We start from the raw sequence: 21,161 nt of genomic DNA on the forward strand, positions 1-21,161 counted from the left end.
TCGTGTAGGGCTGGCGCTCTTCCCTCGCGTGAGGCTGGGTGCTCCTCTCTCGGGCTGTGCTTGGCGCCCCTCCTCGCGTGCTGCCGGGCGCCCTTCCCTGGCATTGGGTCGGGCGCTCTTTCCTCGCCTGGCGCCCCTCGCGAAGCGCAAGGTCGGGTGGACTTCCGTCGCGTGGGGCTGGGCGCTCTTCCGTTCCTGGGGGTCGAGCGCTCCTCCCTCACGTTGGGCCTGGCGTTCGACCTCGTGTGGGGCCTGGCGTTTGACCATTGGGGTGGGCTGGGCGCTTAGACCTCGCGTCGTGACGTCCTTTGGCGCGTTGGCGGTCGTGAACCGACTATTCGGCGGGCCTCCTCGAGGACTTTGGCGTCCAGGTCTTCGAAATGGGTCTTGGCCTCGTGGTCGACGGCGCCGTATTGGTCGTCCAGCTTTACCAGGCGTTCGGCCAGGTCAAGGGTGCCGTGGCCGAAGGTGGTGTGCGCCCACATGGTCAGTTCGGTCGGGGTCAGCCGGCCGGTCAGCACTCGGTTGGCCAGCACCTCGATGGCGGCCTCCGCGCCGGATTGGCTGCCCTTTGGGTGGTAGGGGAGGTTGACGTCGCTCAGGGCGTCCTCGAGGAGGTCGGGTGCCTCCTCGGCGGCGTGGCGGTGGAGGACGCCGGCGAGCATGGCCAGGTTGAGACCGTCGTGGCCGGTCACCAGCAGGTCGCAGTCGGCGTCTACCAGCTCGGCCGCGCTGACGTAGCCGACGCTCCAGAGTGCGGCCGCCTCGCGCATGCCGTTTCTCGCCTCTTCAGGAGTCATACCGCCTCGCCCGCGGTGGATCCGCTCGCCGGCTCGCCTGGGGCCGGCTTGGCGGAGGTCGGCGTTGCGGTGGCGTGGATGATGTGGTTGTTGGGGGTCAGCTCGGCGGTCAGGTGCCAGCCCAGTGGGGCTACGGCTGCGGCCAGGTCGGCGGGCTGCCAGAAGTGTTTGACGATGCGGAATTCGCGGCCGTCGTTGAGGGTGCGGTCCTGGACGTGATTGGGCAGTTCGGCGTTGTGGTAGCTGTCGATCAGGAAGGCGCGGCCGCCGGGGCGTAGGGCGGTGGCGACCTTGCGCCAGAACGGGGCGAAAAGGTCCTCCGGCACGTGGGACAGCCAGTAGCTGAAGAAGACCACGTCGAACGCGGACGGGGGCGGGCTCCAGGCGAAGATGTCCTCCTGGCGGTAGCGCACGTGGGCGCCCAGGTTGCGGGCCCGGTTGAGGTCGAGCACGGCGGGGGAGGCGTCCACGGCCAGGACTGATCGGGCGTGCCGGGCCAGGTGGCGGGTCCACAGGCCGGTGCCGCAGGCGAACTCCAGGACGTCGCCGGTGGGGGCGAAATGGTCCAGGGCTCGCTCGGCCGACGCCACGTCGGCGAACCAGCGTTGCTCCTCGTCCGGGTCCATGGTGTAGCGGCCCTGCCGGTACCACCACTCGTCGTACTCGCCGGCCCGGGCTTCGTAATAGGCGCGCTGGTCATCGAGGATGCTCATAGCGAGACCGTACGAGCGACCACCCGACCGGCGCGAAGCGATTTTGGCGGGCTAGTGCGGATCGCGGAAGCCGCGGAGCACCCGGACCAGGAAGTAGCCGCCGCCGCCGATCAGGAGCAGGCCGAAGGCCACGGCCAGCATGCTGCCGGTGCTCATGCCGGGGCGCTCGGCCTCGGCGGCGGCCGCGGTGGCGGGTTGGGCCGGCGGGAAGTACACGCCGGGGGTGCTGTCGGTCTCGGTTGTGGTGGTCGCGGTGGGGACAGTCGTGCCTGGAGCGGAGGGGAGCGCCGCGGCGGGAGGTTGCGGGGGTGCAGCGGCAGGAGTGGAGGCGGCGGGGGCGGCCGTGGTGCTGCAGCCGGCCGCGGGTGGGCGCCAGTTTCCGACGTACGTGGTGAAGGTGTTGACCCTGACCGTCAGGGAACCGTCGCGAGGGCCTTTGACTGTGGTGGAGCGGCCGGGGGCCAGGCGGGTGACCTGGCCGGCGATGAGGAACGTGGCGCTGACGTTGGCCGACGGCGCGTTCTCGAGGGTGGCCCGGTAGGTGCCGTCGCAGGCGCTGGTGAACGTGACCTTGGGTTCGGGGGAGCATTCGGCCGAACCGCCGCGATAGTGGGCGGGCGGCCCGTTCGACTTGCTGCCCGAGTCGCCCAGGACCAGCCCGCCGTACGGGTTGTCGCCGCTGGTCACCTCGTCGAGCAGCCCGCTTCCCCGGATGGCGAAGACCTGCGTGCGGCAGGGCGGCACGACCACGTCGAGACGAACCGTGCGGGTCTTCGCCGTGATGGTGGCGCGGTCGGTGGCGTACGTGAATCGGCCCCCGCCGCCGTCGGTGTACGAGACCAGGCCGAACGCCTGACTCTGGCCGGCGCACAGAGCCCGTACGGCCGTGACCGTCGCCTTGCCCGAGGCGCCGTCGAAGGTGTGCCGGAAGGTCGCCGACGACGCCGAGGCGCAGGTGTCGGCGGCCGAGGCGGCTACGGGCGGCGGCGTGAAAGCACCAGCGAGCGCAGCCACGGCGGCGAGGAGAAGCGTGCAGCGACGCATATCACCAACATCGGCGAAATGTCCGACTTGCTGAGGCGGCGCCGGAGCGACGAGGACGGCACAGCGAAACAACGATGCCCGGCCAGAAAGGCCGGGGCGTCAGCCGCGCGCCTCGAGGGCCTGCTTGTAGAGGCGGCCCGCCCGGTACGACGACCGGACCAGCGGCCCGCTCATCACGCCCGCGAAGCCGATCTGCTCGGCCTCTTCGCGCAGCTCGACGAACTCTTCGGGCTTGACCCAGCGCTCGACGGGGTGGTGCCGCGGGGTGGGGCGCAGGTACTGCGTGATGGTGATCAGTTCGCAGCCGGCGTTGTGCAGGTCGCGCAGCGCCTGGGAGATCTCGGCCCGCTCCTCGCCCATGCCCAGGATCAGGTTGCTCTTGGTCACCAGGTCGGCCGCGCGGGCCTGGGTGATGACGTCGAGCGAGCGCTCGTAGCGGAAGCCGGGGCGGATGCGCTTGAAGATGCGCGGCACCGTCTCGACGTTGTGGGCCAGCACCTCGGGCTGGGCGCCGAAGACCTCGGCCAGCTGGGCCGGCTCGGCGTTGAAGTCGGGGATCAGCAGCTCGACCCCGCAGCCGGGCTGCAGCTTGTGGATCTGGCGGACCGTCTCGGCGTAGAGCCAGGCGCCGCCGTCGGGCAGGTCGTCGCGGGCCACGCCGGTGACCGTCGCGTACTTCAGGCCCATGGTGGCGACGGACTCGCCCACGCGGCGGGGCTCGTCGGCGTCGAACTCGGCCGGCTTGCCCGTGTCGATCTGGCAGAAGTCACAGCGCCGCGTGCACTGGTCGCCGCCGATGAGGAAGGTGGCCTCGCGGTCTTCCCAGCATTCGTAGATGTTGGGACAGCCCGCCTCTTGGCAGACCGTGTGCAGGCCTTCCTTCTGCACCAGGCCCCGCATCTGCGTGTATTCGGGGCCCATCTTGGCTTTGACCTTGATCCACGGAGGCTTCCGCTCGATGGGAGTTTCGGCGTTGCGCGCCTCGATGCGCAGCATGCGGCGGCCCTCGGGAGCAATAGTCACAGCCCCGAGATTACGCCTGAATAGGTCTCTGCCTAGACAGGGGCGACGAGGCTCACGTGACCAGAGGTGTGACGGCGCTCATATGAACCGGTTAAATTCCCTTTCGCGGCGCCGACGTCTGCTGTTAACGTCCGGCCCACGGCAGTGAGGGAACCGAGTAGCCCCCGGAAGGCCGGCCGAGAGAGCCACCGATCGCTGTGAAGGTGGCCCGGGCGCCGGGGCGTGAAGACACTCCTGAGCCGCAGCAACACAAGAGGCGCCCGCAAAGGGCGCGAAGGTGTGGTGGCACCGCGAGGATCCCGCTCGCCCACGCCTCCCTGGGGCCGCGTTGCAGCTTCTCGAGGAGGTCACCCGCCATGCAACGCATCCTCTCCACCCAGCTCCGCGCGCACGTCGAATCGACAGTGACGATCGCCGGCTGGATCCACCGCCGCCGCCTGCTCAAGTCGGTGGCTTTCCTGATCGTCCGCGACGCCGAAGGGCTCAGCCAGGTCGTCGTGGCCGAACCCGAGACCCGCGCCCAGCTCGAGGAACTCTCCGAGGAGAGCGTCGTCGAGGTGACCGCCACGGTCACTGCCAACGAGCAGGCGCCCGGCGGGGTCGAGCTGACCGAACCCAAGATCCGCGTGCTGTCCGCCGTCACCGCGCCGCTGCCGTTCGAGCTGCACCGCCCGGCCGTCGGCGCCACCCTGCCGACCCAGCTCGACCACGCGGCCCTGGCCCTGCGGCACCCGGCCCGCCGCTCGGCCCTGCGCGTGGCCGCGGCGGCGACGGCCGGCTTCCGGGCGGCGCTGACCGAGCAGCGGTTCGTCGAGATCCAGACGCCGAAGATCGTCGCCTCGGCCACCGAGTCCGGGGCCAACGTGTTCGCGCTGGACTACTTCGGCCGCCCGGCCTATCTGGCCCAGTCGCCGCAGTTCTACAAGCAACTGATGGTCGGCGTCTTCGAGCGGGTCTTCGAGGTCGGCCCGGTCTTCCGCGCCGAGCCCAGCGACACCGTGCGGCATTTGTCGCAGTACACATCGCTCGACGCCGAGCTGGGCTTCATCGAGGACCATCGGGACGTGATGGCCGCCCTGACCCGGACGCTCACCGTGATGATGGCGACCATCACCGCCCGTGCCCGGTTCGCGACGCCGCGGGTGCCCGCCGAGATTCCCGCCGTCCACTTCAGCGAGGCGCTGCGCATCGCCGGGGCCCCCGCCGACGAGCCCGACCTGGCGCCGGCCCACGAGCGGGCGCTGGGGGAGTGGGCGCTGCGTGAGCACGGTTCCGAATTCGTCTACGTGACCGGCTATCCGATGCGCAAGCGGCCGTTCTACACGCACCCCGACCCGGCCGACCCGGCGTACTCGAACGGTTTCGACCTTCTGTTCCGCGGGCTGGAGATCGTGACCGGTGGGCAGCGGCTGCACCGTTATGAGGACTATGTGGAGGCGCTGGCGCGAGCCGGTGAGCCGCTGGAGCCGTACGCCGGATATCTCGACGGCTTCCGCTACGGCATGCCGCCGCACGGCGGGTGGGCGATCGGTCTCGAACGGTTCGTCGCGCGGCTGACCGGAACCGCTAACGTGCGAGAGGTGACGGCCTTCCCGAGAGACCTCAACCGGGTCACCCCGTAGCGATGACGATCGACCTCGACGTCGCTCCGGCCGGCCGCGCCGAAGACCGATTGCGGCGTACGAGGTCAGGTGCGCTCGTCGTGGCGGTGCTGGTGCTTCTGCTGGTCGGAGCATCGGCGCCGCCCGCGTACGCCGCCGAGATCACGCCCGTGCTCGAGGGTGACGGCCGCGGGATCACGGCGAGCCTGCTCACCGGCACGGCCGTCTTCACCCAGCACGGCGAGGCGACCGACCAGTCGTCGGACGTCTGGGCGCGCCCGGTCGTGCCCGGCGGTCCGGAGTGGATCACCAAGGTGGCCGGCCTGGGCACCGGCCTGTGGCTCGACCGGTCGGGCACGGTGCTGGTCAGCGAGTCGGGCGACGCCGGGGAGACCACGTTCCTGGACGCGCGCACCGGCCGCACGCGGTGGAAGACCGGCCAGTACTCGTCGGTGCGGCCGGTCGGCGCGGCCGTCACCGACTGGGTGCCGCCCGACCTTCTGCGGGTGCGCCACACCGCGAGCGGGCGGGTGCTCTGGTCGCATCCGGCCCGGGCCTTCGCCGTCGACGAGCGGCAGCGGTACGTGGTCGTCTTCGACGTGCGGCGCCGGCCGACAGTGCTCTCGGCCGCCGACGGCCGGGTGGTCGCCCGCTCGGGACAGCTCGACTTCGAGTGGAACCTCGACTACCCGGCGCCGTTCGCGCCGGTCCGGATGATCGGCGACAACCTCGTCACGGTGGGCGCGACCGCCATCGCCGCCTACCGCCTGACCGACCTGACCCCGCTCTGGCGGACACCGATCGCCCGGCCGGCCGCGGTGACCGGCTGCGGCGGCCGGATCTGCGCGTTCTCCACCGGCGGGCTGGCCGTCGTCGACCCGGCCGACGGCGCGGTGCGCTGGAGCAGCGAGCGCTGGCACGGCCTGGTCGACAGCGGGGTGCGCTGGAGCAGCGAGCGCTGGTACGGCGTGGCCGACGGCTCCGGCCACTCGGCCCACCCGGCCGGCGGTCAGGGCGTTCTGCTCGACGAGGCCGGCCGGGTGGCCCGGGTCGACCTGGCCACCGGGCGCGTCGTGGCCGAGCTGGGCCGGGGCGAGGTGCTGGGCGGCCTGCAGCTGGTCGACGGCGGCGGCGGGCGCACCCTGGTCCGCGACCTCGCCGGCGGTCGCGTGCTGGGTGAGGTCTCGGGGATCGCGGCGGGCACGTGCACCGCCGCCACCGATCTGTTCGCCTGCCGCACGGCCGACTCCCGGTTCCGCGTGTGGCGGATCGGTCGCGCGTAGAGTCCCGTGCCGTGCTGATCGATCTGGACGCCGCGCCGGAGCCGAGCCTGAGCCCCGCTCGGGCCCGCCGGCCGGTGCGGTACTGGATCGTGGCGGTGCTCGTGCTGGTGCTGATCCTGGTCGGCGGGTCCGCCGCCCCGGGCCGGCCGGGCGGCATCGCCGAGGTGCTGACCGTCGAGGGGCAGGGCACCGTGGCCAGCCTGCTGACCGGCGAGGCGTTCTATCTGGCCCACATGAACGGGACGATCGAGGCGCGGCCGCTGTGCGCCGGTTGTCCGAAGTGGAGCACGCGGGGCACGCCGGGGCAGCGGCTGACGATGGCCGAGGGCGACACGTTGATCCTCGACGGCAACGACACCGCCGAGTCGATCTTCCTCGACGCCCGGACGGGGGCGCTGCGGTGGCGCCTGAACAACGCGCTGGCGGTCGACCCGTACGGCGGCCGGGTCGCCGCCTGGAGCTTCGAGGATCGTGTCCTGCGGATGCGGGATCTGCGGTCCGGGCGCGCCCTCTGGTCGCGGCCCGCCTTCAACTACTCGGCCGATGATGCGTACGTGGTCATTGCCGACAAGGCGGGCGGGGCGACCGTGTACGACGCCGCGACCGGGCGCGAGCGCACGCCCCGCCGCGAGCTCGGCGTGCCCGATCCGGCCGTCCAGCTGGTGGGGGAGAGGGTCCTGCTGCTGGGCGGAAGTTACCTGGCCGCCTACCACCGCGACGGGCTGTCCCGAGAGTGGATCACCTCGACGCCCGCGGCGTACGGGGTGCTTCCGTGCGGCGACGGGCTGCTGTGCGTGTTCGGCGCCGAGGGGCTGACCGTGCTCGACGCGGCCGACGGCTCGGTCCGCTGGGCCGACCCGGCGTGGACGGGGATGGGGGCGGACGGCGTCCTGACGGAGGAGGGCGGCCGCACGGCGATCGTCGACCTGGCGACGGGCCGGGTCGAACGCGAACTCGGCCGCACGGCCCCGGTCGGCGACTCGCTGCTGTTCCCCGAACCCGGGCGTACGACGGTGGTCGGCCTGTCCGACGGCCGGGTGCGCGGCGTCCTGCCGTTGGTGTCGCCCGGCGCCTGCTCCGCGGCCGGGCCCTTCCTGGCCTGCGAGACGCCGAACGTCACCTTCACCGTCTGGCGGCTGCCAGGCTGAACTCGTTGCCGTCGGGGTCGGCCAGCTCGACCGCGCCGCCGGCGCCTTCGCCCAGCCTGGTGGCGCCCAGCGCGATCAGCCGCTCGACCTCGGCCGGAAGGTCGGCGTCGGCCGCGACGAGCTCGAAGCGCTGGCGGTTCGGCTGCTCGTTCGGGGCCACCGGCGGGCCGCCCCACGCCACCTTGGTGCCGCCTCGCGGCGACTGAATCGCGGTCTCTTCGTCGGAGTCCCACACCAGCGGCCAGCCCAGCGCCTCGCTCCAGAACACGCCCACCGCGCGGGTGCCGTCGCACGCGAACTCGCCCAGGAAGCCCGTGCCGGCCAGGTAGTTGTTGCCCGGCTCGATCACGTCGAACTCGTAGCCGGCCGGGTCGGCCAGCACGATGTGACCCTCGTCGGGGCGCTGGCCGACGTCGAGGTGGTGGGCGCCCAGCTCGAGCGCCCGGGCCACCGTGCGCTGCTGGTCATCGAGATCCGTGCTGGTCAGGTGCAGGTGGATGCGGTTGTGGCCCAGTGCGCCGGCGCGGCCCGGGACGAACCGCAGGCCGACCTGGTTCTCGTCGGCCGGCCGGAGGTCGAGCAGGGCGGCCCAGAACCGCGCCGCCCGGTCCGGGTCGGCCGCCTCGAAGGCCACCGCGGTCAGGACGGAGGACATCAGGCGAGCACCGCGATGGTCATGCCGATGACGATCACGGCCGGGATGATCGTGGTGCAGACGAGGATCACCCAGGCGATGGGGTGCCCGAAGTTGAGGGCCACCCCGCCGCCGCGTTTGGGGACGAAGACGCGCTTGTCGTTCGGGTCCCGATAGAGAGCCATCAGAGCAGGGTAGTGAGGTGCTTCTCGACGACGGGCAGCACCTCGGCCACCGTGACGTCACGGCCCAGCTCGGCGCTCAACGAGGTGACGCCCGCGTCGCGGATGCCGCACGGGGTGAAGCGGTCGAAGTTGGCCAGGTCGCAGTCGGCGTTGATGGCGAAGCCGTGCTGCGTCACGCCGCGGGCGACCCGGATGCCGATGGCGGCGATCTTGCGGTCGGGCCCGCGGTCGTCGGCCAGGACCCAGGCGCCGCTGCGGCCCTTGATCTCGCTGCGGGCCGCCGTCACGCCGAACTCGGCGCAGACGTCGATCAGCATCTGCTCGGTGCGGCGGACGTACGCCACCACGTCGATCGGGTCGGGCAGCTTGAGGATCGGGTAGCCGACCAGCTGGCCCGGGCCGTGCCAGGTGATCTTGCCGCCGCGGTCGACCTCGACCACCGGGGTGCCGTCGATCGGCAGGTCGGCCGGCTCGGTGCGCTTGCCGGCCGTGAGGACGCTGGGGTGTTCCAGCAGCAGGACCGTGTCGGACCGGGTGCCGTCGGCCACCTCGTCGTGCAGGCGCCGCTGCTCGTCCCAGGCCTCGCGATAGTCGACCAGGCCGGGCCGCAGAACGGTGAGCGTGGAAGTTGTCACGCGTCCCACCGTAGCCCTCCGGTCAGCGGTCGACCGGATCCACTCCGGGACGGATGCGCCACACCAGCACGTCGTCGACGCGTTCCGGCTGACCGAGCAAGTCGGTCGCGGTGATCTCGACCGCCGAGCGGAACAGCGGCCCCACGGGCCCGGTGATCTCGTCCGGCAGGAACAGCGCCTGGACGCCCCAGCGCTGGAAGTCGGCCCGGGCCGTCGCGCGGTCGGCGTTGTCCAGGTCGGCCAGGTAGCCGTACAGGGCCGCTCGCAGGAACAACCAGTCGGTGGCCCGCGGCAGCGCGCCGATCCGCCCCTTGCCCTCGGCGCCGTCGGCGTCGGGACCGAGGAAGTAGCCGTCGGGGATGCGGAACTCCTTGCCGGCCCGCGCCATCGTGTACGCCTGCCAGCGCTGCCCGTCGGCGGCCACGTTGATGGCGAACGGCAGCGCGCTGATCACGCCGTCGTCGGTGACGTACTTCTCCCACGTGCCGTCGGCGATGAACCGCGGCTCGGGCGCGCGGTGCCGGTAGTGCAACGGCAGCGGGAAGATCGGCACGAGCGCGATCACCAGGCCCATGGCGTACCAGGGCTTGGGGTCGGCCTGACGAGCGGCGTGGTCGGTGGCCATGGCCAGCACGACCCCGAAGACACCGACCAGGACGAGGGCGTAGCGGGCCGGCAGGGCGGCGTCGAACAGCGGCACGTGCTGCAGCAGGGCGTAGAGCAGCGGGATGTCGGTCTCGGTGTCGGCCACCCGCAGCCGGGGGCCGAGCGAGATCAGGAAGAACAGCCCGCCCACGATCATCAGCGCCCGCAGGGTCGCGCGCCGCTTGTCGTCCGCATTGCGCCACAACATGACCAGGGAAACGGCGATCAGCACCAGCAGAGGCAGACCGAAGAAGCTCGTCTCCTCGGTCTTGTTGGCCGCCAGGTCGTTGCTCAGGCCGGCCCAGCTGGCCAGCGAGCGGTCGCCGAAGGCGAAGAACGAGAGCAGGTCCTCCGAGTAATGCCGCTGGTTGAAGCCGGTGCCCTTGAACGTCTGCGGACCGGCGAAATGCATGTACAGCGGGTACGCCAGCAGCGCCCCGGCCACGACTGCGGTGGCGCCCAGCCCGGCCGTGAACTTCGGCCACGCCGTACGCGCCTCGGCCCGGTTGACCGGCGAGAGCGCCCACGCGATCACGAAGACCCCGCCCGCCAGCGCGGTGAAGAACAGGCCCTCGGCCGCGATCGAGAAGCCGACGGCCAGCGTCACGCCCAGGATCAGCCCGTTGCGCAGCCAGTGCGCGGTGTCGCGCATCTTGAGCAACCGCCACAGCACCAGCGGCGCGATCCAGCCCGAGGTCCAGTTGAGGTGGCCGTTGGCGTGGGCGACGAAGCCGGGCGCGAAGCCGCAGAAGAACCCGGCCAGGGCGGCCGCCGTCCGGTTGCGGGTGACGAACCGGCTCAGGAACAAGTACCAGGCGTAGGCCGACCCGGCCAGGTTGAGCGTGAGGATCGTCAGGAACGTGACCTGCGGGCCGGCCAGCATGGTGAGCGGCGCGAACAGGATCGCGTACACGGTGATCGAGGTGTTGGCGGCCAGGTTGACGCCGTCCGGCACGTTCAGCAGGTCGGTGAAGAACGGGTCGCCGCCGTGGTGCAGCAGATGGACGCCGTACGACAGAACCCACTCGAAAAACGCCTGGTCACCCACATTCTCGGCCACCGCGTGCTGGAACGGGTCGCGCCAGAGCCGGCTGACGACGTACCCGCCCAGGGCGAGGGCCAGCAGGGCGACGAACAGATGGAACCGCCACTGCCGCGTCGCCCGGGGGGCGGCGGGGGGTGCCGGCTGATCTGCGGAGGACGTGGAGGTGGGAACGGCGACGGACATCACGCGCAGGTTAGCAAGCCTGCGCCGCTGCTCAGCGCGACGCCGCCGGTTCCTGGCCGACGGCGGCCCGCACCGCGCCGTCGATGGTCGGGTAGGCCCACTTGAAGCCGGCCCGCTCGAGCACGGCCGGAACCACCCGCGCGCTGCGCAGCGACTCGCCCGCGAGCTCGCCCAGCACCACGTGCAGGGCCGGGCCGGGCACGCTCAACAGGGCCGGGCGGTGCACGGCGGAGGCGACCGCCTTGGTGAACTGGGCGTTGGTGATCTGCTCGCGGCCGACGATGTTGACCGGGCCGGAGATGTCCTCGCGCTCGAGCAGGAAGTCGGCCGCGCCCAGCCAGTCGGGCAGGCTGATCCACGGCATCCACTGCTTGCCGCCGCCGAGCTTGGCCCCGCCGCCCAGCTTGAACAGCGGCAGCAGGGGCTTGAGCAGGCTGTCCAGGGTGAGGCCGGTGCGCAGCAGCACGACCCGGGTGCCGGCGTCCTCGGCCGGGCGGGCGGCGGCCTCCCAGACCCGGCACAGGTCGGCCAGGAAGGTGGTGCCGGCCGGCGCTTCCTCGGTGGCCGGGGTGTCGCCGGTCTCGCCGTACCAGCCGACGGCCGAGGCCTGCAGCAGTGTGCGGGGGCGGTCGGCCTCGGGCAATTTGCGGATGGCCCGGGCGATGGTGCCGGTGGTGTCGACCCGGCTCGAACGCAGCTCGGACTTGTAGCGGGCGGTCCAGCGCTTGCCGCCGACGTTCGCCCCGGACAGGTTGATCACCGTGTCGGCCGCGGCGATCACGTGCGGGTCGAGCTGGCCCTGCGAGGGCTGCCAGGTCGCCTCGTCCGCGCTCTGGGCGGGCCGGCGCACCAGCCGGGTCACCTCGTGGCCGTGGCCGCGCAGGCGCTCGACGAGGTTCCCGCCGAGAAAGCCCGAAGCGCCGGAGATCAGGATCCGCATGACCCCCATCATGCCCCGAACAGAACCCGTTCAAAACGAAAGGGGGAGCGCCTTGGCGCTCCCCCTCACGTCATCAAGAAACTCAGCCCAAACCGAGGTCGCCCTCGAAGTGGCCGCCCTCCAGGCGCTCCTTCAGCGTGACCAGGAAGCGGGCGGCGTCGGCGCCGTCCACGATCCGGTGGTCGTAGCTGAGCGCCAGGTAGACCATCGAGCGCGGCGCGATGATCTCGCCCAGCTCGGGGTCGTTGATGACCACGGCCCGCTTGACCACCGCACCGGTGCCGAGGATGCCGACCTGCGGCTGGTTGATGATCGGGGTGTCGAAGAGCGCGCCCCGGCTGCCCGTGTTGGTCAGCGTGAACGTGCCGCCCGAGATCTCGTCCGGCCCGATCTTGTTGTTGCGGGTGCGGTCGGCCACGTCGGCGATCCGCTTGGCCAGGCCGGCCAGGTTGAGGTCGCCCGCGTCCTTGATGACCGGCACGATCAGGCCCTTGGGCGTGTCGACGGCCATGCCCAGGTGCTCGGCGTCGTGGTAGGTGACCGTGCCGGCCTCCTGGTCGATCGACGAGTTGACCACCGGGTGCTGGCGCAGCGCCTCGACCGCGGCCAGCGCGAAGAACGGCAGGAAGCTGAGCTTCACGCCGTGCTGGGCCAGGAAGTCGGCCTTGGCCTTGTTCCGCAGCTGGGCGATCTTGGTCACGTCGACCTCGACCACCGTGGTCAGCTGGGCCGAGATCTGCAGCGACTCGACCATGCGCCGGGCGATCGTGGCGCGGGTGCGGGTCAGCTTCTCGGTGCGGCCGCGCAGCGGGCTCGGCGCCGGCTTGGCCGCGGCGGCGGGCTTGGCGGCGGCCGGGGCCGCCTGCTGCTGCGGCTGCGGAGCGGGCGCGGCCTTGGCGGCAGCGGCCTTCTCGGCGGCATCGGTGACGTCCTGCTTGCGGATGCGGCCGCCGACGCCGGTGCCGGTCAGGGTCGACAGGTCGACGCCCTTCTCGGCGGCCAGCTTGCGGACCAGCGGCGTGACGTAACCGGCGTCGCCGGCGCCGTTCGGGCTGGCCGTCTCGACCCGCGGCTTCGACGGGGCGGCCGGCTCGGCGGCGGCCTCGGCCGCGACCGGGTCCTGGGCCACCTCGGCCTCGGGGGCCGGGTCGGCGTACGACTCACCGGCCGGGGCGAAGGTGGGCGCCGGAGCCGACTCGATCTTCGGTTCCGGGGCGGGGGCCTGCTCCTGCTTGGGGGCGGGCGCCTGCTGCGGGGCCGGAGCCGGCTTCTCTTCGGCGGGCGCGGGGGCCGCACCCTCGGCGCCGACGATCGCCAGGTCGGCGCCGACGTCGGCCGTCTCGTCCTCCTGCACCTTGATCTCGAGCAGGGTGCCCGCGACCGGCGAGGGGATCTCGGTGTCGACCTTGTCGGTGGAGACCTCGAGCAGCGGCTCGTCGACCTCGACGGCGTCGCCGACCTGCTTGAGCCAGCGGGTGACGGTGCCCTCGGTGACGCTCTCGCCGAGCGCCGGCATCTTCACCGCGGTGCCCTCGCCGCCGCCGGTGTTCGCGGAAGCCTGCGCCTGCGGGGCCGGGGCCTCTTCCTCGACCGGCTTCTCGGTCGACGGGGTGGTGGGAGCGGGCGGCTCGGGCTCCTCCTCCTGCTGCTGCTGGGCGGGAGCGGCCGGGGCGGGCTCGGACGAACCCGTGTCCTCACCCTCGCCCGAGATGACCGCGAGCTCGCTGCCGACGTCGGCCGTCTCGTCCTCGCCGACGACGATGCGCGTGAGCACACCGGCGGCCGGCGACGGGATCTCCGTGTCGACCTTGTCGGTGGAGACCTCGAGCAGCGGCTCGTCGGCCTCGACCCGCTCGCCCTCCTGCTTCAGCCAGCGCGTGACGGTGCCCTCGGTGACGCTCTCACCCAGCCGCGGCATGGTGACCGATGTCGGCATGTCTCAGAACTCCTTAACCACGGTTTTTATCGGCTCGGCGTAGATCAGGTGATCAGCTGTGTGCGTGCAGGGGCTTGCCGGACAGGGCCAGGAAGGCCTCGCCGAGCGCCTCGTTCTGCGTCGGGTGGGCGTGGACCAGCTGGGCGACCTCTTCCGGGAACGCCTCCCAGTTGTAGATCAACTGAGCCTCGCCGACCAGTTCGCCCATGCGCGCGCCGACCATGTGGACGCCCAGCACCGGGCCGTCGTTGAGCCGGACGAGCTTGACGAAGCCGGCCGTCTTGAGGATCTGGCTCTTGCCGTTGCCGCCGAGGTTGTAGTTGTAGGTCGACACCTTGTCGGCGCCGTACTGCTCCTTGGCCTTCGTTTCGGTCAGGCCGACCGACGCGATCTCGGGGTCGGAGTAGGTGACCCGGGGGATGCCCGCCTCGTCGATCGGGGCCGGCTTGAGGCCCGCGATCTCTTCGGCCACGAAGATGCCCTGCTGGAAGCCGCGGTGGGCCAGCTGCAGGCCGGGGACGATGTCGCCCACGGCGTAGATGTTGCCGACGCCGGTGTGCAGCCGCTCGTTGGTGATGACGAAGCCCCGGTCGAGCGTGATGCCCTGCTGCTCGTACCCCAGGTCGGCCGTCGTCGGGCCGCGGCCGACCGCGACCAGCAGCACCTCGGCCTCGACGGTCTCGCCGCCGGCGATGGTGGCGCGGACGCCGCCCTCGGTGTGCTCGACCTTCTCGAACGGCTTGCCGACCTTGAAGTTGATCTTGCGCTTGCGGAAGGCGCGCTCGACCGTCTTCGAGATCTCCTCGTCCTCGGCCGCGACCAGGCGCGGCAGGGCCTCGAGGATGGTGACGTCGGCGCCGAACGACTTCCAGACGCTGGCGAACTCGACGCCGATGACGCCGCCGCCCAGCACGATCGCGGAGGACGGCACGCGGTCGAGCTTGAGGGCGTGCTCGCTGGTGATCACGCGCTTGCCGTCGACCTCGAGGCCGGGCAGCGAGCGGGAGTACGAGCCGGTGGCCAGGATGACGTTGCGGCCGGTGTAGCGCTGGCCGTCGACCTCGACGGTGTCCTTCGCGACGAGCTTGCCGGCGCCGTTCACCACCGTGATCTTGTCTTGCTTGAGCAGGCCCTGCAGGCCCTTGTAGAGGCGCGCGACCACGCCGTCCTTGTAGGCGTTGACACCGGCCATGTCGATGCCGACGAGGTCGGCCTTGACGCCGAACTGCTCGCTCTCGCGGGTCTGGTCGGCGATCTCGGCCGCGTGCAGCAGCGCCTTGGTGGGGATGCATCCGCGGTGCAGGCAGGTGCCGCCCAGCTCGGCCTTGTCGATCAGCGCGACGGAGAGGTTGAGCTCGGCCGCGCGCAGGGCGGCCGCGTAGCCGCCGCTGCCGGCGCCGAGGATGACGATGTCGAAGGTTCCGCCGTTCGGCTGGCTCACGTTGACTCCAGTGTTCGCGTCGTTGCCATGCGGGTCACACAATGGAAACGGTCACAGTATGTCCAGGCCATCTTGTCACTTGGCTGACCCATCGATGCAGTCAGGTTCCCCACGTGCGAGCCCGCTCGACGTACTCTTGCCGCAATTGAACGTGAGGAGCGGGTAGTGGCCTGGTTTCGGCGCCGCCGGGAGCCGCAGCGAGCGGCCGGCCGGCCGGTGGACCGTGCCGATCTTGAATATCTTGCCGAGTTCGTGCGTACGCGGCGCGGGGTCGAAGCCTTCATCGAACCCCGCACCTCGGTGACCGAGACCACGGTGCTGCTCGTGGCCCACGACGGCGAGTGGACGCGGCGGCGCACCGAGACTCCCGAGATCGCCCGGCGGTGGGCCCATCAGCTCAGCGTTCCCATCTACGACGTGGCGTTGCTCGGCTATCCGCAGCGGATGCGCGACTACAACGAGCGCCAGAAGCGGCGTCCCGCCCAGGAAAACTGACACGGTTCCGGGCGCCGCGCGCCCGGAACCGGAAATAATCAGCCCAACTGGTCGATCACGGACAACAGGGTACGAATCGGGACGCCCGTGCCGCCCTTGCTCCAGTAACCGCTCGGCTCGCCCGTGTGGTAGCTCGGACCCGCGATGTCGATGTGCGCCCACTCGACGCCCTCGGCCACGAACTCGCGCAGGAACACGCCGCCCTGCAGCATGTGGCCGGCGCGGTCCAGATTGGAGTTCGTCTGCGAGATGTCGGCGATGTCGGACTCCATGCCCTTGCGCACCTCGTCCGGCAGCGGCATCGGCCAGGCCGGCTCGCCCACCTTGTCGCCCGCCGCGCGCACCAGCTCGACCGCCTCGTCCGAGCCCATCAGGCCCGCGATGCGCTTGCCGAGCGCGATGACCTGGCCGCCGGTCAGGGTCGAGGTCTCGAACACGTAGTCGGTGCCGTCGGCGCAGGCCCGGGCGATCGCGTCGGCCAGCACCATGCGGCCCTCGGCGTCGGTGTTGTAGACCTCGGCCCGCTTGCCGTTGAACATCGTGATGACGTCGCCCGGCCGGTACGCCGTGCCGGACGGCATGTTCTCGGCCATCGCCAGGTAGGCGCTGACCGCCACCCGCGGCTTGAGCGCGGCCACAGCCAGCATGGTCGCGCCGACCGCGGCCGCCCCGGCCATGTCGGACTTCATCTCCCACATGCCGGCGGCCGGCTTGATGCTGATGCCGCCGGTGTCGAACGTGATGCCCTTGCCGACCAGCGCGACCCGCTTCGGCGACTCGACGCCCTCGGGCGTGTAGCTGAGCTTGACCAGGCGCGGCGGGGCCTCGGAGCCCTGGCCCACGGCCACGATGCCGCCGTAGCCGCCCGCCTTGAGCTCGTCGAAGTCGAGCACCTCGACCTCGAGCCCGGTGCCCTTGGCCGCGGCCACCACGGCGTCGGCGAACTGCGGCGGGCGCAGCATGTTGGGCGGGGTGTTGACCCAGTCCCGGGTCAGGCGGACGGCCCGGGCCACCGCCTCGGCCCGGGTCACCTCGGCCGCGGCGGCCGCGTCACCGGCGTCGGGCACGTGCACCTGAAGGGCCGCCACCGGGTCGCGGCGGTTGGGCTGCGGCTTGGTCTTGTAGCCGGCGAACTTGTACGACCCGAGCAGCGCGCCCTCGAGAATCGCGCGGAGCACGCCCGGCGCGTCCTCGTCGTCGGGCAGCGGCAGGGCGAGCGCGACCGTGGCGCTGCCGGCCAGCGCGCGCACGGCGGCGCCGGTGCCCCGGCGCAGGGTCTCGAGGCTGGGCGCCGAACCGGTCGGCTCGTCGCCCAGGCCGACCGCGACCACCAGCGGCGCCGAGATCGTGCCGAGGGTGGCCAGCTTGGTCACCTCGCCGGGGGCGCCGCTCGCGCCGAGCAGCGCCAGCGTCGAGGTCAGCTTGCCGTCGAAGGCGGCGGCGATGCTTTCGGCGCCGGCCGCCGGCAGCAGGGCGCCGCCCTCGTCGGGCTGGCTGTGCAGGCCGATGACGATGGCGTCGACGGCCAATTCGGCCGGGTCGGTGTCGACCAGGCTGAGGCTGGGCTGGGTCACTCGGGCACTCCGCGGACTGATGAGCCAGGCGCCTCATGGGCCGCGCCGGCTGGTCTGGTGGGCCCCGGCGCGGTGACGCCGGGGGAGGGGTTCCCCGCGACTCTAACCAAGGGCGAGGTCACGGGTAAGTTGACTCTCATGTCTGCCGACGCTCTTTCCCGCTCGCCCCTGCACGAGCGCCATGTGGCGCTGGGTGCGAAGTTCGCCGCCTTCGGGGGCTGGGAGATGCCCCTGGAGTACGCGGGCGGCGGCGTGATCAAGGAGCACACGGCAGTTCGCGAGGCGTCGGGCGTGTTCGACGTGTCGCATCTGGGCAAGGCCCGCGTACGGGGAACCGGCGCTTTTGACTTTGTGAACAGCTGCCTCACCAACGACCTCGGCCGCATCGGGCCCGGCCAGGCGCAATACACGCTCTGCTGTGCCGAGGACGGCGGCGTGGTCGACGACCTCATCGCCTACGTGATCTCCGACGACGAGGTCTTCCTCATCCCCAACGCGGCCAACACCGCTTCCGTCGTACGTCTTCTCGAGGCGGCCGCCCCGTCGGGCATCACGGTCACCGACGAGCATTCTTCCTTCGCGGTGCTCGCCGTGCAGGGTCCGCAGTCGGCCGACGTGCTGACCAAGCTCGGCTTCCCCGTCGAGCACGACTACATGTCGTTCTCGGTGGCCGGCGACCTGATCGTCTGCCGCACCGGCTACACCGGCGAGCAGGGGTACGAGCTGGTCGTGCCGTGGGATCGGGCCGGCGAGGTGTGGGACCAGCTGGTCTCCGCCGGGGTGCGCCCGTGCGGGCTGGGTGCGCGCGACACCCTGCGTACGGAGATGGGGTATCCGCTGCACGGCCAGGAGCTCACCCTCGAGATCACGCCGGTGCAGGCGCGGTCGGGCTGGGCCGTCGGGTGGAACAAGCCCGCGTTCTGGGGCCGCGACGCGCTGCTGGCCGAGAAGGCGGCCGGGCCGCGGCGCACGCTGCGCGGGCTCGAGCTGACCGGGCGCGGCATCCCACGCGGGCACATGCAGGTGTACGCGGGCGACCAGCTGATCGGCGAGACGACGAGCGGCACGTTCTCGCCCACGAAGAAGGTCGGGATCGCGCTGGCCCTGCTCGACACGGCGGCCGGCGTGACCGACGGCGACCTGGTCGAGATCGACATCCGCGGCCGCCGCGCCGAGGCCCGCGTCGTCAAGCCGCCGTTCGTGAAGACCTCGGTGCGCTAACCCAACGACAAGCCGATGAGGGCGAGCGTGGTGGCGACCTCCACGGCCGCCCCCAGCACGTCGCCGGTGATGCCGCCGAAACGCCGTACGCAATGGCGCACCAGCAGCACCACGACGGCCAGCGACACCGCGACGGCGGCCGGGCCCTGCCACGGACGGCCCGGGGTCGCGGCAACAGCCGCTGCCACCACGAGCGCCGCGCCCGCAAGCGCCACCGGCAGCGGCACTGTGCCGGCGACGAGCGCGCCCAAGCCCTCGGGCCGGGCCGCGGGCACACCCCGGCGGCAGGCGAGCGGAATGGCCACCCGTCCGGCCGCGAAGGCCACGACCACGGCAACGAACGGCAGGACGGTCAGTGCGGACGCCTGAAGCAGCAGCGTCAGCGCGAGCGCGGCCACCCCGAACGGCCCGATGTCCGACTTCTTCATGATCTCGAGCGCGGCCTCGCCCCGGCGGTACGAGCCGAGCGCGTCGACCGTGTCGGCCAGGCCGTCCAGGTGCATGCCGCGGGTCAGCAGGGCCGCCGCGGCCACCGTGACCCCGGCCGCGACCAGCGACGGGGCGTGCGCCTCGCGCAGCAGCCACAGCAGCGCGGCCAGCAGCAGTCCGAGCAGGGCGCCGACGGCGGGCGCCACGCTCATCGCCACCGCGGCCGCCGGGCGGTCGACCCGCCCGGCGCGGACCGGCAGGACGGTCAGCGTGGTGACCGCGAGCCGGAGCCCCGCCCCGAGGCTCACTCGGGGCTGGTGGTGGCCGGCCCCGGGCCGTCCGGCTCGGGCTCCGAGAAGTCCTCCAGCGCCGGATGCGTACCGACCGACGCCGCCAGTCCGACAGCCGTCCGCAGCAGCGGCAGCGCGGCCAGGGCGTTCGCTCCCTCGCCGAGGCCCAGGCCCAGGTCGAGCACGGGGGTCAGGCCGAGCACGTCTCCGCCCTGGCGCACCAGTTCGAGGTCGCCGGCGTCGGCCAGCAGCGTCCAGTGCCGGATCTGCCCGCCCAGGTCGCGGGCGATCAGACCGGCCGCGACGCCGACCGGGCCGTCGAGCACCACCGGCAGGCGCCGGGCGGCGGCGCCCAGCAGCACGCCGGTCGCGACGGCGAGGTCCTGGCCGCCCAGCTCACGCAGGATGTCCTTGGCGCCGCGGGGTTCCCGGCGGATGCGGTGCAGGGCGTCGCGCACCGCGGCCGCCCGCTCCATCCACGACTCGTCGTCGTAGACGCCGCCCGGCAGCAGCACTCGGGGCAGCACGGCGACGGCCTCGGCGCCGGTGGTGGCGGCCGAGACGGCGGCCGCGACCGCGTCGGTGCCGACCCCGATCGAGGCCAGCACCAGCAGGTCCTTGCCGGCCTCGGCGGCCGCGTCGGCCAGCAGCCAGCCCTGCTGCAGGGCGCGGTCGACGTCCTCGAGGGTCGCCGCGGCCATGTCCTCCATGGCGTACGCCTCGGGAACGCGCAGCACGGCGATGTCGGCCCCGGCCGTGCCGGCCAGGCGGCTCAGCACGCCCTCGCCGTTCTCGACCTGGGCCACGCGGCGCTCGACGTCCTCGGCGTCGTCACCGGCCGCGGCGCCGCCGGAGTGGCGGCCCGAGAGCAGCAGGACGCGCGGGTTGCTCCAGGGCTGCGGGGTGACGGTGGACTGGGTGGCGGCGGCGAAGGTGACCGCCTCGGCCAGTCGGCCCAGGCCGGCGCCGGGGAAGTCGAGGGAGGGCAGGCGGTCGCGGGCGTCGGGGCCGGCGTCGCTGTCGGGCATGGGCAGGTCCATGCCGGGCTCGAAGACGACGCTCGAGGCGACCAGGGGCAGGACCATGGTCGGCTCGTTGAGGACGCCGGCGACGGGGGAGACCGGCTCGGGCTCGGCCGCGACCGGGCTGACCACGTGCGGCTCAACCGCGACGGTCTCCACCGGCTCGGGGCTGACGACGGGCGCCTCGGCGACGGCGGCCGCCGCCTCCTCGTCGATGGCGGGCGGCGGACTGGCCGGCCGCGTAACCGACGAATCAGAAATGTCGGTTTCGTGCGGCTCGCCCTTGAGCCACACCGGGCGCCCGGCCACGACCAGCGCCACCCGGTCGCAGGCATCGGCGAGCGCCTGGTTGGTCGTACCCAATGCATCGGCGAACGCCCGCCCGACCGGCGTCGTCGGCACCAGCGAGAACCCCACCTCGGGGCTCACCAGAACCACCCGGGCCGTGCACGCGCGTACGGCCGAAGCCAGCGCGACCACGTCGGCCTCGTCGTCGTTGGGCTGCCGGGCCGGGTCGAGCACCGCCGCCACCCAGCCGCCCAGATCGTCCACGAGCAGCGTGTCGTCGGGCTTCGCCTCGGTCAGCAGCTCGGTCAGGCGGACCGGGTCGGCCCCCGTCTCCTCGGTCGACCACGACTGCGGGCGGCGCCGCTGATGCTCCTCGATGCGGGCCAGCCACTCCGGGTCGTCCTCGCCGCCGGTCGCGGTCGCCACGTAGCGCACCACCGGGGCGCCGGCCACCAGGGACTCGGCGAATGCGGACTTGCCGGACCGGATCCCGCCGAGCACCAGGACCGTGTGCCACCGATCATCGGACATGCCCCGTACCTTAAGGCCGGGGCGCACGGCCGGACGCCGTAGGGTGGAGGTCACC

General features: G+C 72.3%; 19 protein-coding genes. 5 read left to right on the forward strand and 14 right to left on the reverse strand.

All coding sequences use genetic code 11. The features are described 5' to 3' along the window. Positions 1-284: 284 nt before the first annotated feature. The 4 genes from OWR29_RS29110 to lipA form a co-directional block, all read right to left on the reverse strand. The gene (locus OWR29_RS29110; RefSeq protein WP_267566456.1) at positions 285-800 is read right to left on the reverse strand and encodes a hypothetical protein; all 516 of its coding nucleotides are present in this window, start codon (positions 798-800) and stop codon (positions 285-287) included. After that, on the reverse strand, positions 797-1,513 hold the full coding sequence (locus OWR29_RS29115) for a class I SAM-dependent methyltransferase (RefSeq protein WP_267566457.1): 717 nt from the start codon (positions 1,511-1,513) through the stop codon (positions 797-799). Before OWR29_RS29115 ends, OWR29_RS29110 begins: the two co-directional genes overlap by 4 nt. 51 nt (positions 1,514-1,564) lie before the next feature. Continuing rightward, positions 1,565-2,527, reverse strand: a complete 963-nt coding sequence (locus OWR29_RS29120) for a hypothetical protein (protein ID WP_267566458.1) — start codon at positions 2,525-2,527, stop codon at positions 1,565-1,567. Between the two features lie 129 nt (positions 2,528-2,656). Further along, positions 2,657-3,553: a lipoyl synthase gene (lipA, locus tag OWR29_RS29125; RefSeq protein ID WP_221376308.1), complete on the reverse strand. Its 897-nt coding sequence runs from the start codon at positions 3,551-3,553 to the stop codon at positions 2,657-2,659. Between the two features lie 383 nt (positions 3,554-3,936). Here lipA and aspS point away from each other — a divergent pair, with 383 nt between their 5' ends. From aspS to OWR29_RS29140, 3 genes are read left to right on the forward strand one after another with little or no spacing between them, the layout of a single operon-like run. Continuing rightward, the gene (gene aspS / locus OWR29_RS29130; protein ID WP_267566459.1) at positions 3,937-5,202 is read left to right on the forward strand and encodes an aspartate--tRNA(Asn) ligase; all 1,266 of its coding nucleotides are present in this window, start codon (positions 3,937-3,939) and stop codon (positions 5,200-5,202) included. Between the two features lie 2 nt (positions 5,203-5,204). Continuing rightward, a complete protein-coding gene (locus OWR29_RS29135; protein ID WP_267566460.1) occupies positions 5,205-6,464 on the forward strand; it encodes a PQQ-binding-like beta-propeller repeat protein in 1,260 nt (419 codons plus the stop codon). A gap of 11 nt (positions 6,465-6,475) precedes the next feature. Further along, positions 6,476-7,612 carry an outer membrane protein assembly factor BamB family protein gene (locus OWR29_RS29140; protein WP_267566461.1) on the forward strand — a complete coding sequence of 379 codons (1,137 nt, stop codon included), beginning with the start codon at positions 6,476-6,478 and terminating at the stop codon, positions 7,610-7,612. Here OWR29_RS29140 and OWR29_RS29145 read toward each other — a convergent pair. From OWR29_RS29145 to lpdA, 7 genes are all read right to left on the reverse strand, one after another. Beyond that, positions 7,587-8,267, reverse strand: a complete 681-nt coding sequence (locus OWR29_RS29145) for a VOC family protein (RefSeq protein WP_267566462.1) — start codon at positions 8,265-8,267, stop codon at positions 7,587-7,589. The two genes, OWR29_RS29140 and OWR29_RS29145, sit on opposite strands and share 26 nt — an antisense overlap. Further along, entirely contained in the window at positions 8,267-8,431 is a 165-nt protein-coding gene (locus tag OWR29_RS29150) for a DUF5808 domain-containing protein (RefSeq protein ID WP_267566463.1), read from the reverse strand. The genes OWR29_RS29145 and OWR29_RS29150 overlap by 1 nt, the downstream gene beginning before the upstream one ends. Further along, on the reverse strand, positions 8,431-9,066 hold the full coding sequence (gene lipB, locus OWR29_RS29155) for a lipoyl(octanoyl) transferase LipB (RefSeq protein ID WP_267566464.1): 636 nt from the start codon (positions 9,064-9,066) through the stop codon (positions 8,431-8,433). Before lipB ends, OWR29_RS29150 begins: the two co-directional genes overlap by 1 nt. Positions 9,067-9,088: 22 nt before the next feature. Next, positions 9,089-10,939 (reverse strand): DUF6311 domain-containing protein, encoded by a 1,851-nt coding sequence (locus OWR29_RS29160; protein WP_267566465.1) that lies wholly within the window; start codon positions 10,937-10,939, stop codon positions 9,089-9,091. Positions 10,940-10,970: 31 nt separating this feature from the next. Beyond that, complete coding sequence (locus OWR29_RS29165) at positions 10,971-11,879, reverse strand: TIGR01777 family oxidoreductase (protein ID WP_267566466.1); 909 nt, start codon at positions 11,877-11,879, stop codon at positions 10,971-10,973. An 82-nt stretch (positions 11,880-11,961) separates the two neighbouring features. Next, complete coding sequence (gene sucB, locus OWR29_RS29170) at positions 11,962-13,815, reverse strand: 2-oxoglutarate dehydrogenase, E2 component, dihydrolipoamide succinyltransferase (protein ID WP_267566467.1); 1,854 nt, start codon at positions 13,813-13,815, stop codon at positions 11,962-11,964. A gap of 52 nt (positions 13,816-13,867) precedes the next feature. Then, a complete protein-coding gene (gene lpdA / locus OWR29_RS29175; protein WP_267566468.1) occupies positions 13,868-15,256 on the reverse strand; it encodes a dihydrolipoyl dehydrogenase in 1,389 nt (462 codons plus the stop codon). A gap of 165 nt (positions 15,257-15,421) precedes the next feature. Here lpdA and OWR29_RS29180 point away from each other — a divergent pair, with 165 nt between their 5' ends. Beyond that, positions 15,422-15,751, forward strand: a complete 330-nt coding sequence (locus OWR29_RS29180) for a hypothetical protein (RefSeq protein ID WP_267566469.1) — start codon at positions 15,422-15,424, stop codon at positions 15,749-15,751. Positions 15,752-15,789: 38 nt separating this feature from the next. Here the strand turns inward: OWR29_RS29180 and OWR29_RS29185 are convergent, their stop codons facing one another. After that, on the reverse strand, positions 15,790-17,325 hold the full coding sequence (locus OWR29_RS29185) for a leucyl aminopeptidase (protein ID WP_267566470.1): 1,536 nt from the start codon (positions 17,323-17,325) through the stop codon (positions 15,790-15,792). 138 nt (positions 17,326-17,463) lie between these two features. On the opposite strand from OWR29_RS29185, the gene gcvT reads away from it, so the two are divergent. Further along, entirely contained in the window at positions 17,464-18,546 is a 1,083-nt protein-coding gene (gcvT, locus tag OWR29_RS29190) for a glycine cleavage system aminomethyltransferase GcvT (protein WP_267566471.1), read from the forward strand. Here the strand turns inward: gcvT and OWR29_RS29195 are convergent. After that, entirely contained in the window at positions 18,543-19,283 is a 741-nt protein-coding gene (locus OWR29_RS29195; RefSeq protein ID WP_267566472.1) for an adenosylcobinamide-GDP ribazoletransferase, read from the reverse strand. The two genes, gcvT and OWR29_RS29195, sit on opposite strands and share 4 nt — an antisense overlap. Continuing rightward, entirely contained in the window at positions 19,280-21,106 is a 1,827-nt protein-coding gene (locus OWR29_RS29200) for a bifunctional adenosylcobinamide kinase/adenosylcobinamide-phosphate guanylyltransferase (protein WP_267566473.1), read from the reverse strand. Before OWR29_RS29200 ends, OWR29_RS29195 begins: the two co-directional genes overlap by 4 nt. Positions 21,107-21,161: the final 55 nt, after the last annotated feature.

Origin of the sequence: Paractinoplanes pyxinae, assembly GCF_026626335.1 — a bacterium.
Classification (GTDB): Bacteria; Actinomycetota; Actinomycetes; order Mycobacteriales; family Micromonosporaceae; genus Actinoplanes; species Actinoplanes pyxinae.

Coding starts and splice junctions, on each gene's coding strand:
- OWR29_RS29200 (WP_267566473.1), bottom strand. CDS start 21,106: ATGTCCGATGATCGGTGGCACACGGTCCTGGTGCTCGGCGGGATCCGG.
- OWR29_RS29165 (WP_267566466.1), bottom strand. CDS start 11,879: ATGCGGATCCTGATCTCCGGCGCTTCGGGCTTTCTCGGCGGGAACCTC.
- OWR29_RS29135 (WP_267566460.1), top strand. CDS start 5,205: ATGACGATCGACCTCGACGTCGCTCCGGCCGGCCGCGCCGAAGACCGA.
- sucB (WP_267566467.1), bottom strand. CDS start 13,815: ATGCCGACATCGGTCACCATGCCGCGGCTGGGTGAGAGCGTCACCGAG.
- OWR29_RS29145 (WP_267566462.1), bottom strand. CDS start 8,267: ATGTCCTCCGTCCTGACCGCGGTGGCCTTCGAGGCGGCCGACCCGGAC.
- OWR29_RS29150 (WP_267566463.1), bottom strand. CDS start 8,431: ATGGCTCTCTATCGGGACCCGAACGACAAGCGCGTCTTCGTCCCCAAA.
- lipA (WP_221376308.1), bottom strand. CDS start 3,553: ATGCTGCGCATCGAGGCGCGCAACGCCGAAACTCCCATCGAGCGGAAG.
- OWR29_RS29110 (WP_267566456.1), bottom strand. CDS start 800: ATGACTCCTGAAGAGGCGAGAAACGGCATGCGCGAGGCGGCCGCACTC.
- gcvT (WP_267566471.1), top strand. CDS start 17,464: ATGTCTGCCGACGCTCTTTCCCGCTCGCCCCTGCACGAGCGCCATGTG.
- OWR29_RS29115 (WP_267566457.1), bottom strand. CDS start 1,513: ATGAGCATCCTCGATGACCAGCGCGCCTATTACGAAGCCCGGGCCGGC.
- OWR29_RS29160 (WP_267566465.1), bottom strand. CDS start 10,939: ATGTCCGTCGCCGTTCCCACCTCCACGTCCTCCGCAGATCAGCCGGCA.
- aspS (WP_267566459.1), top strand. CDS start 3,937: ATGCAACGCATCCTCTCCACCCAGCTCCGCGCGCACGTCGAATCGACA.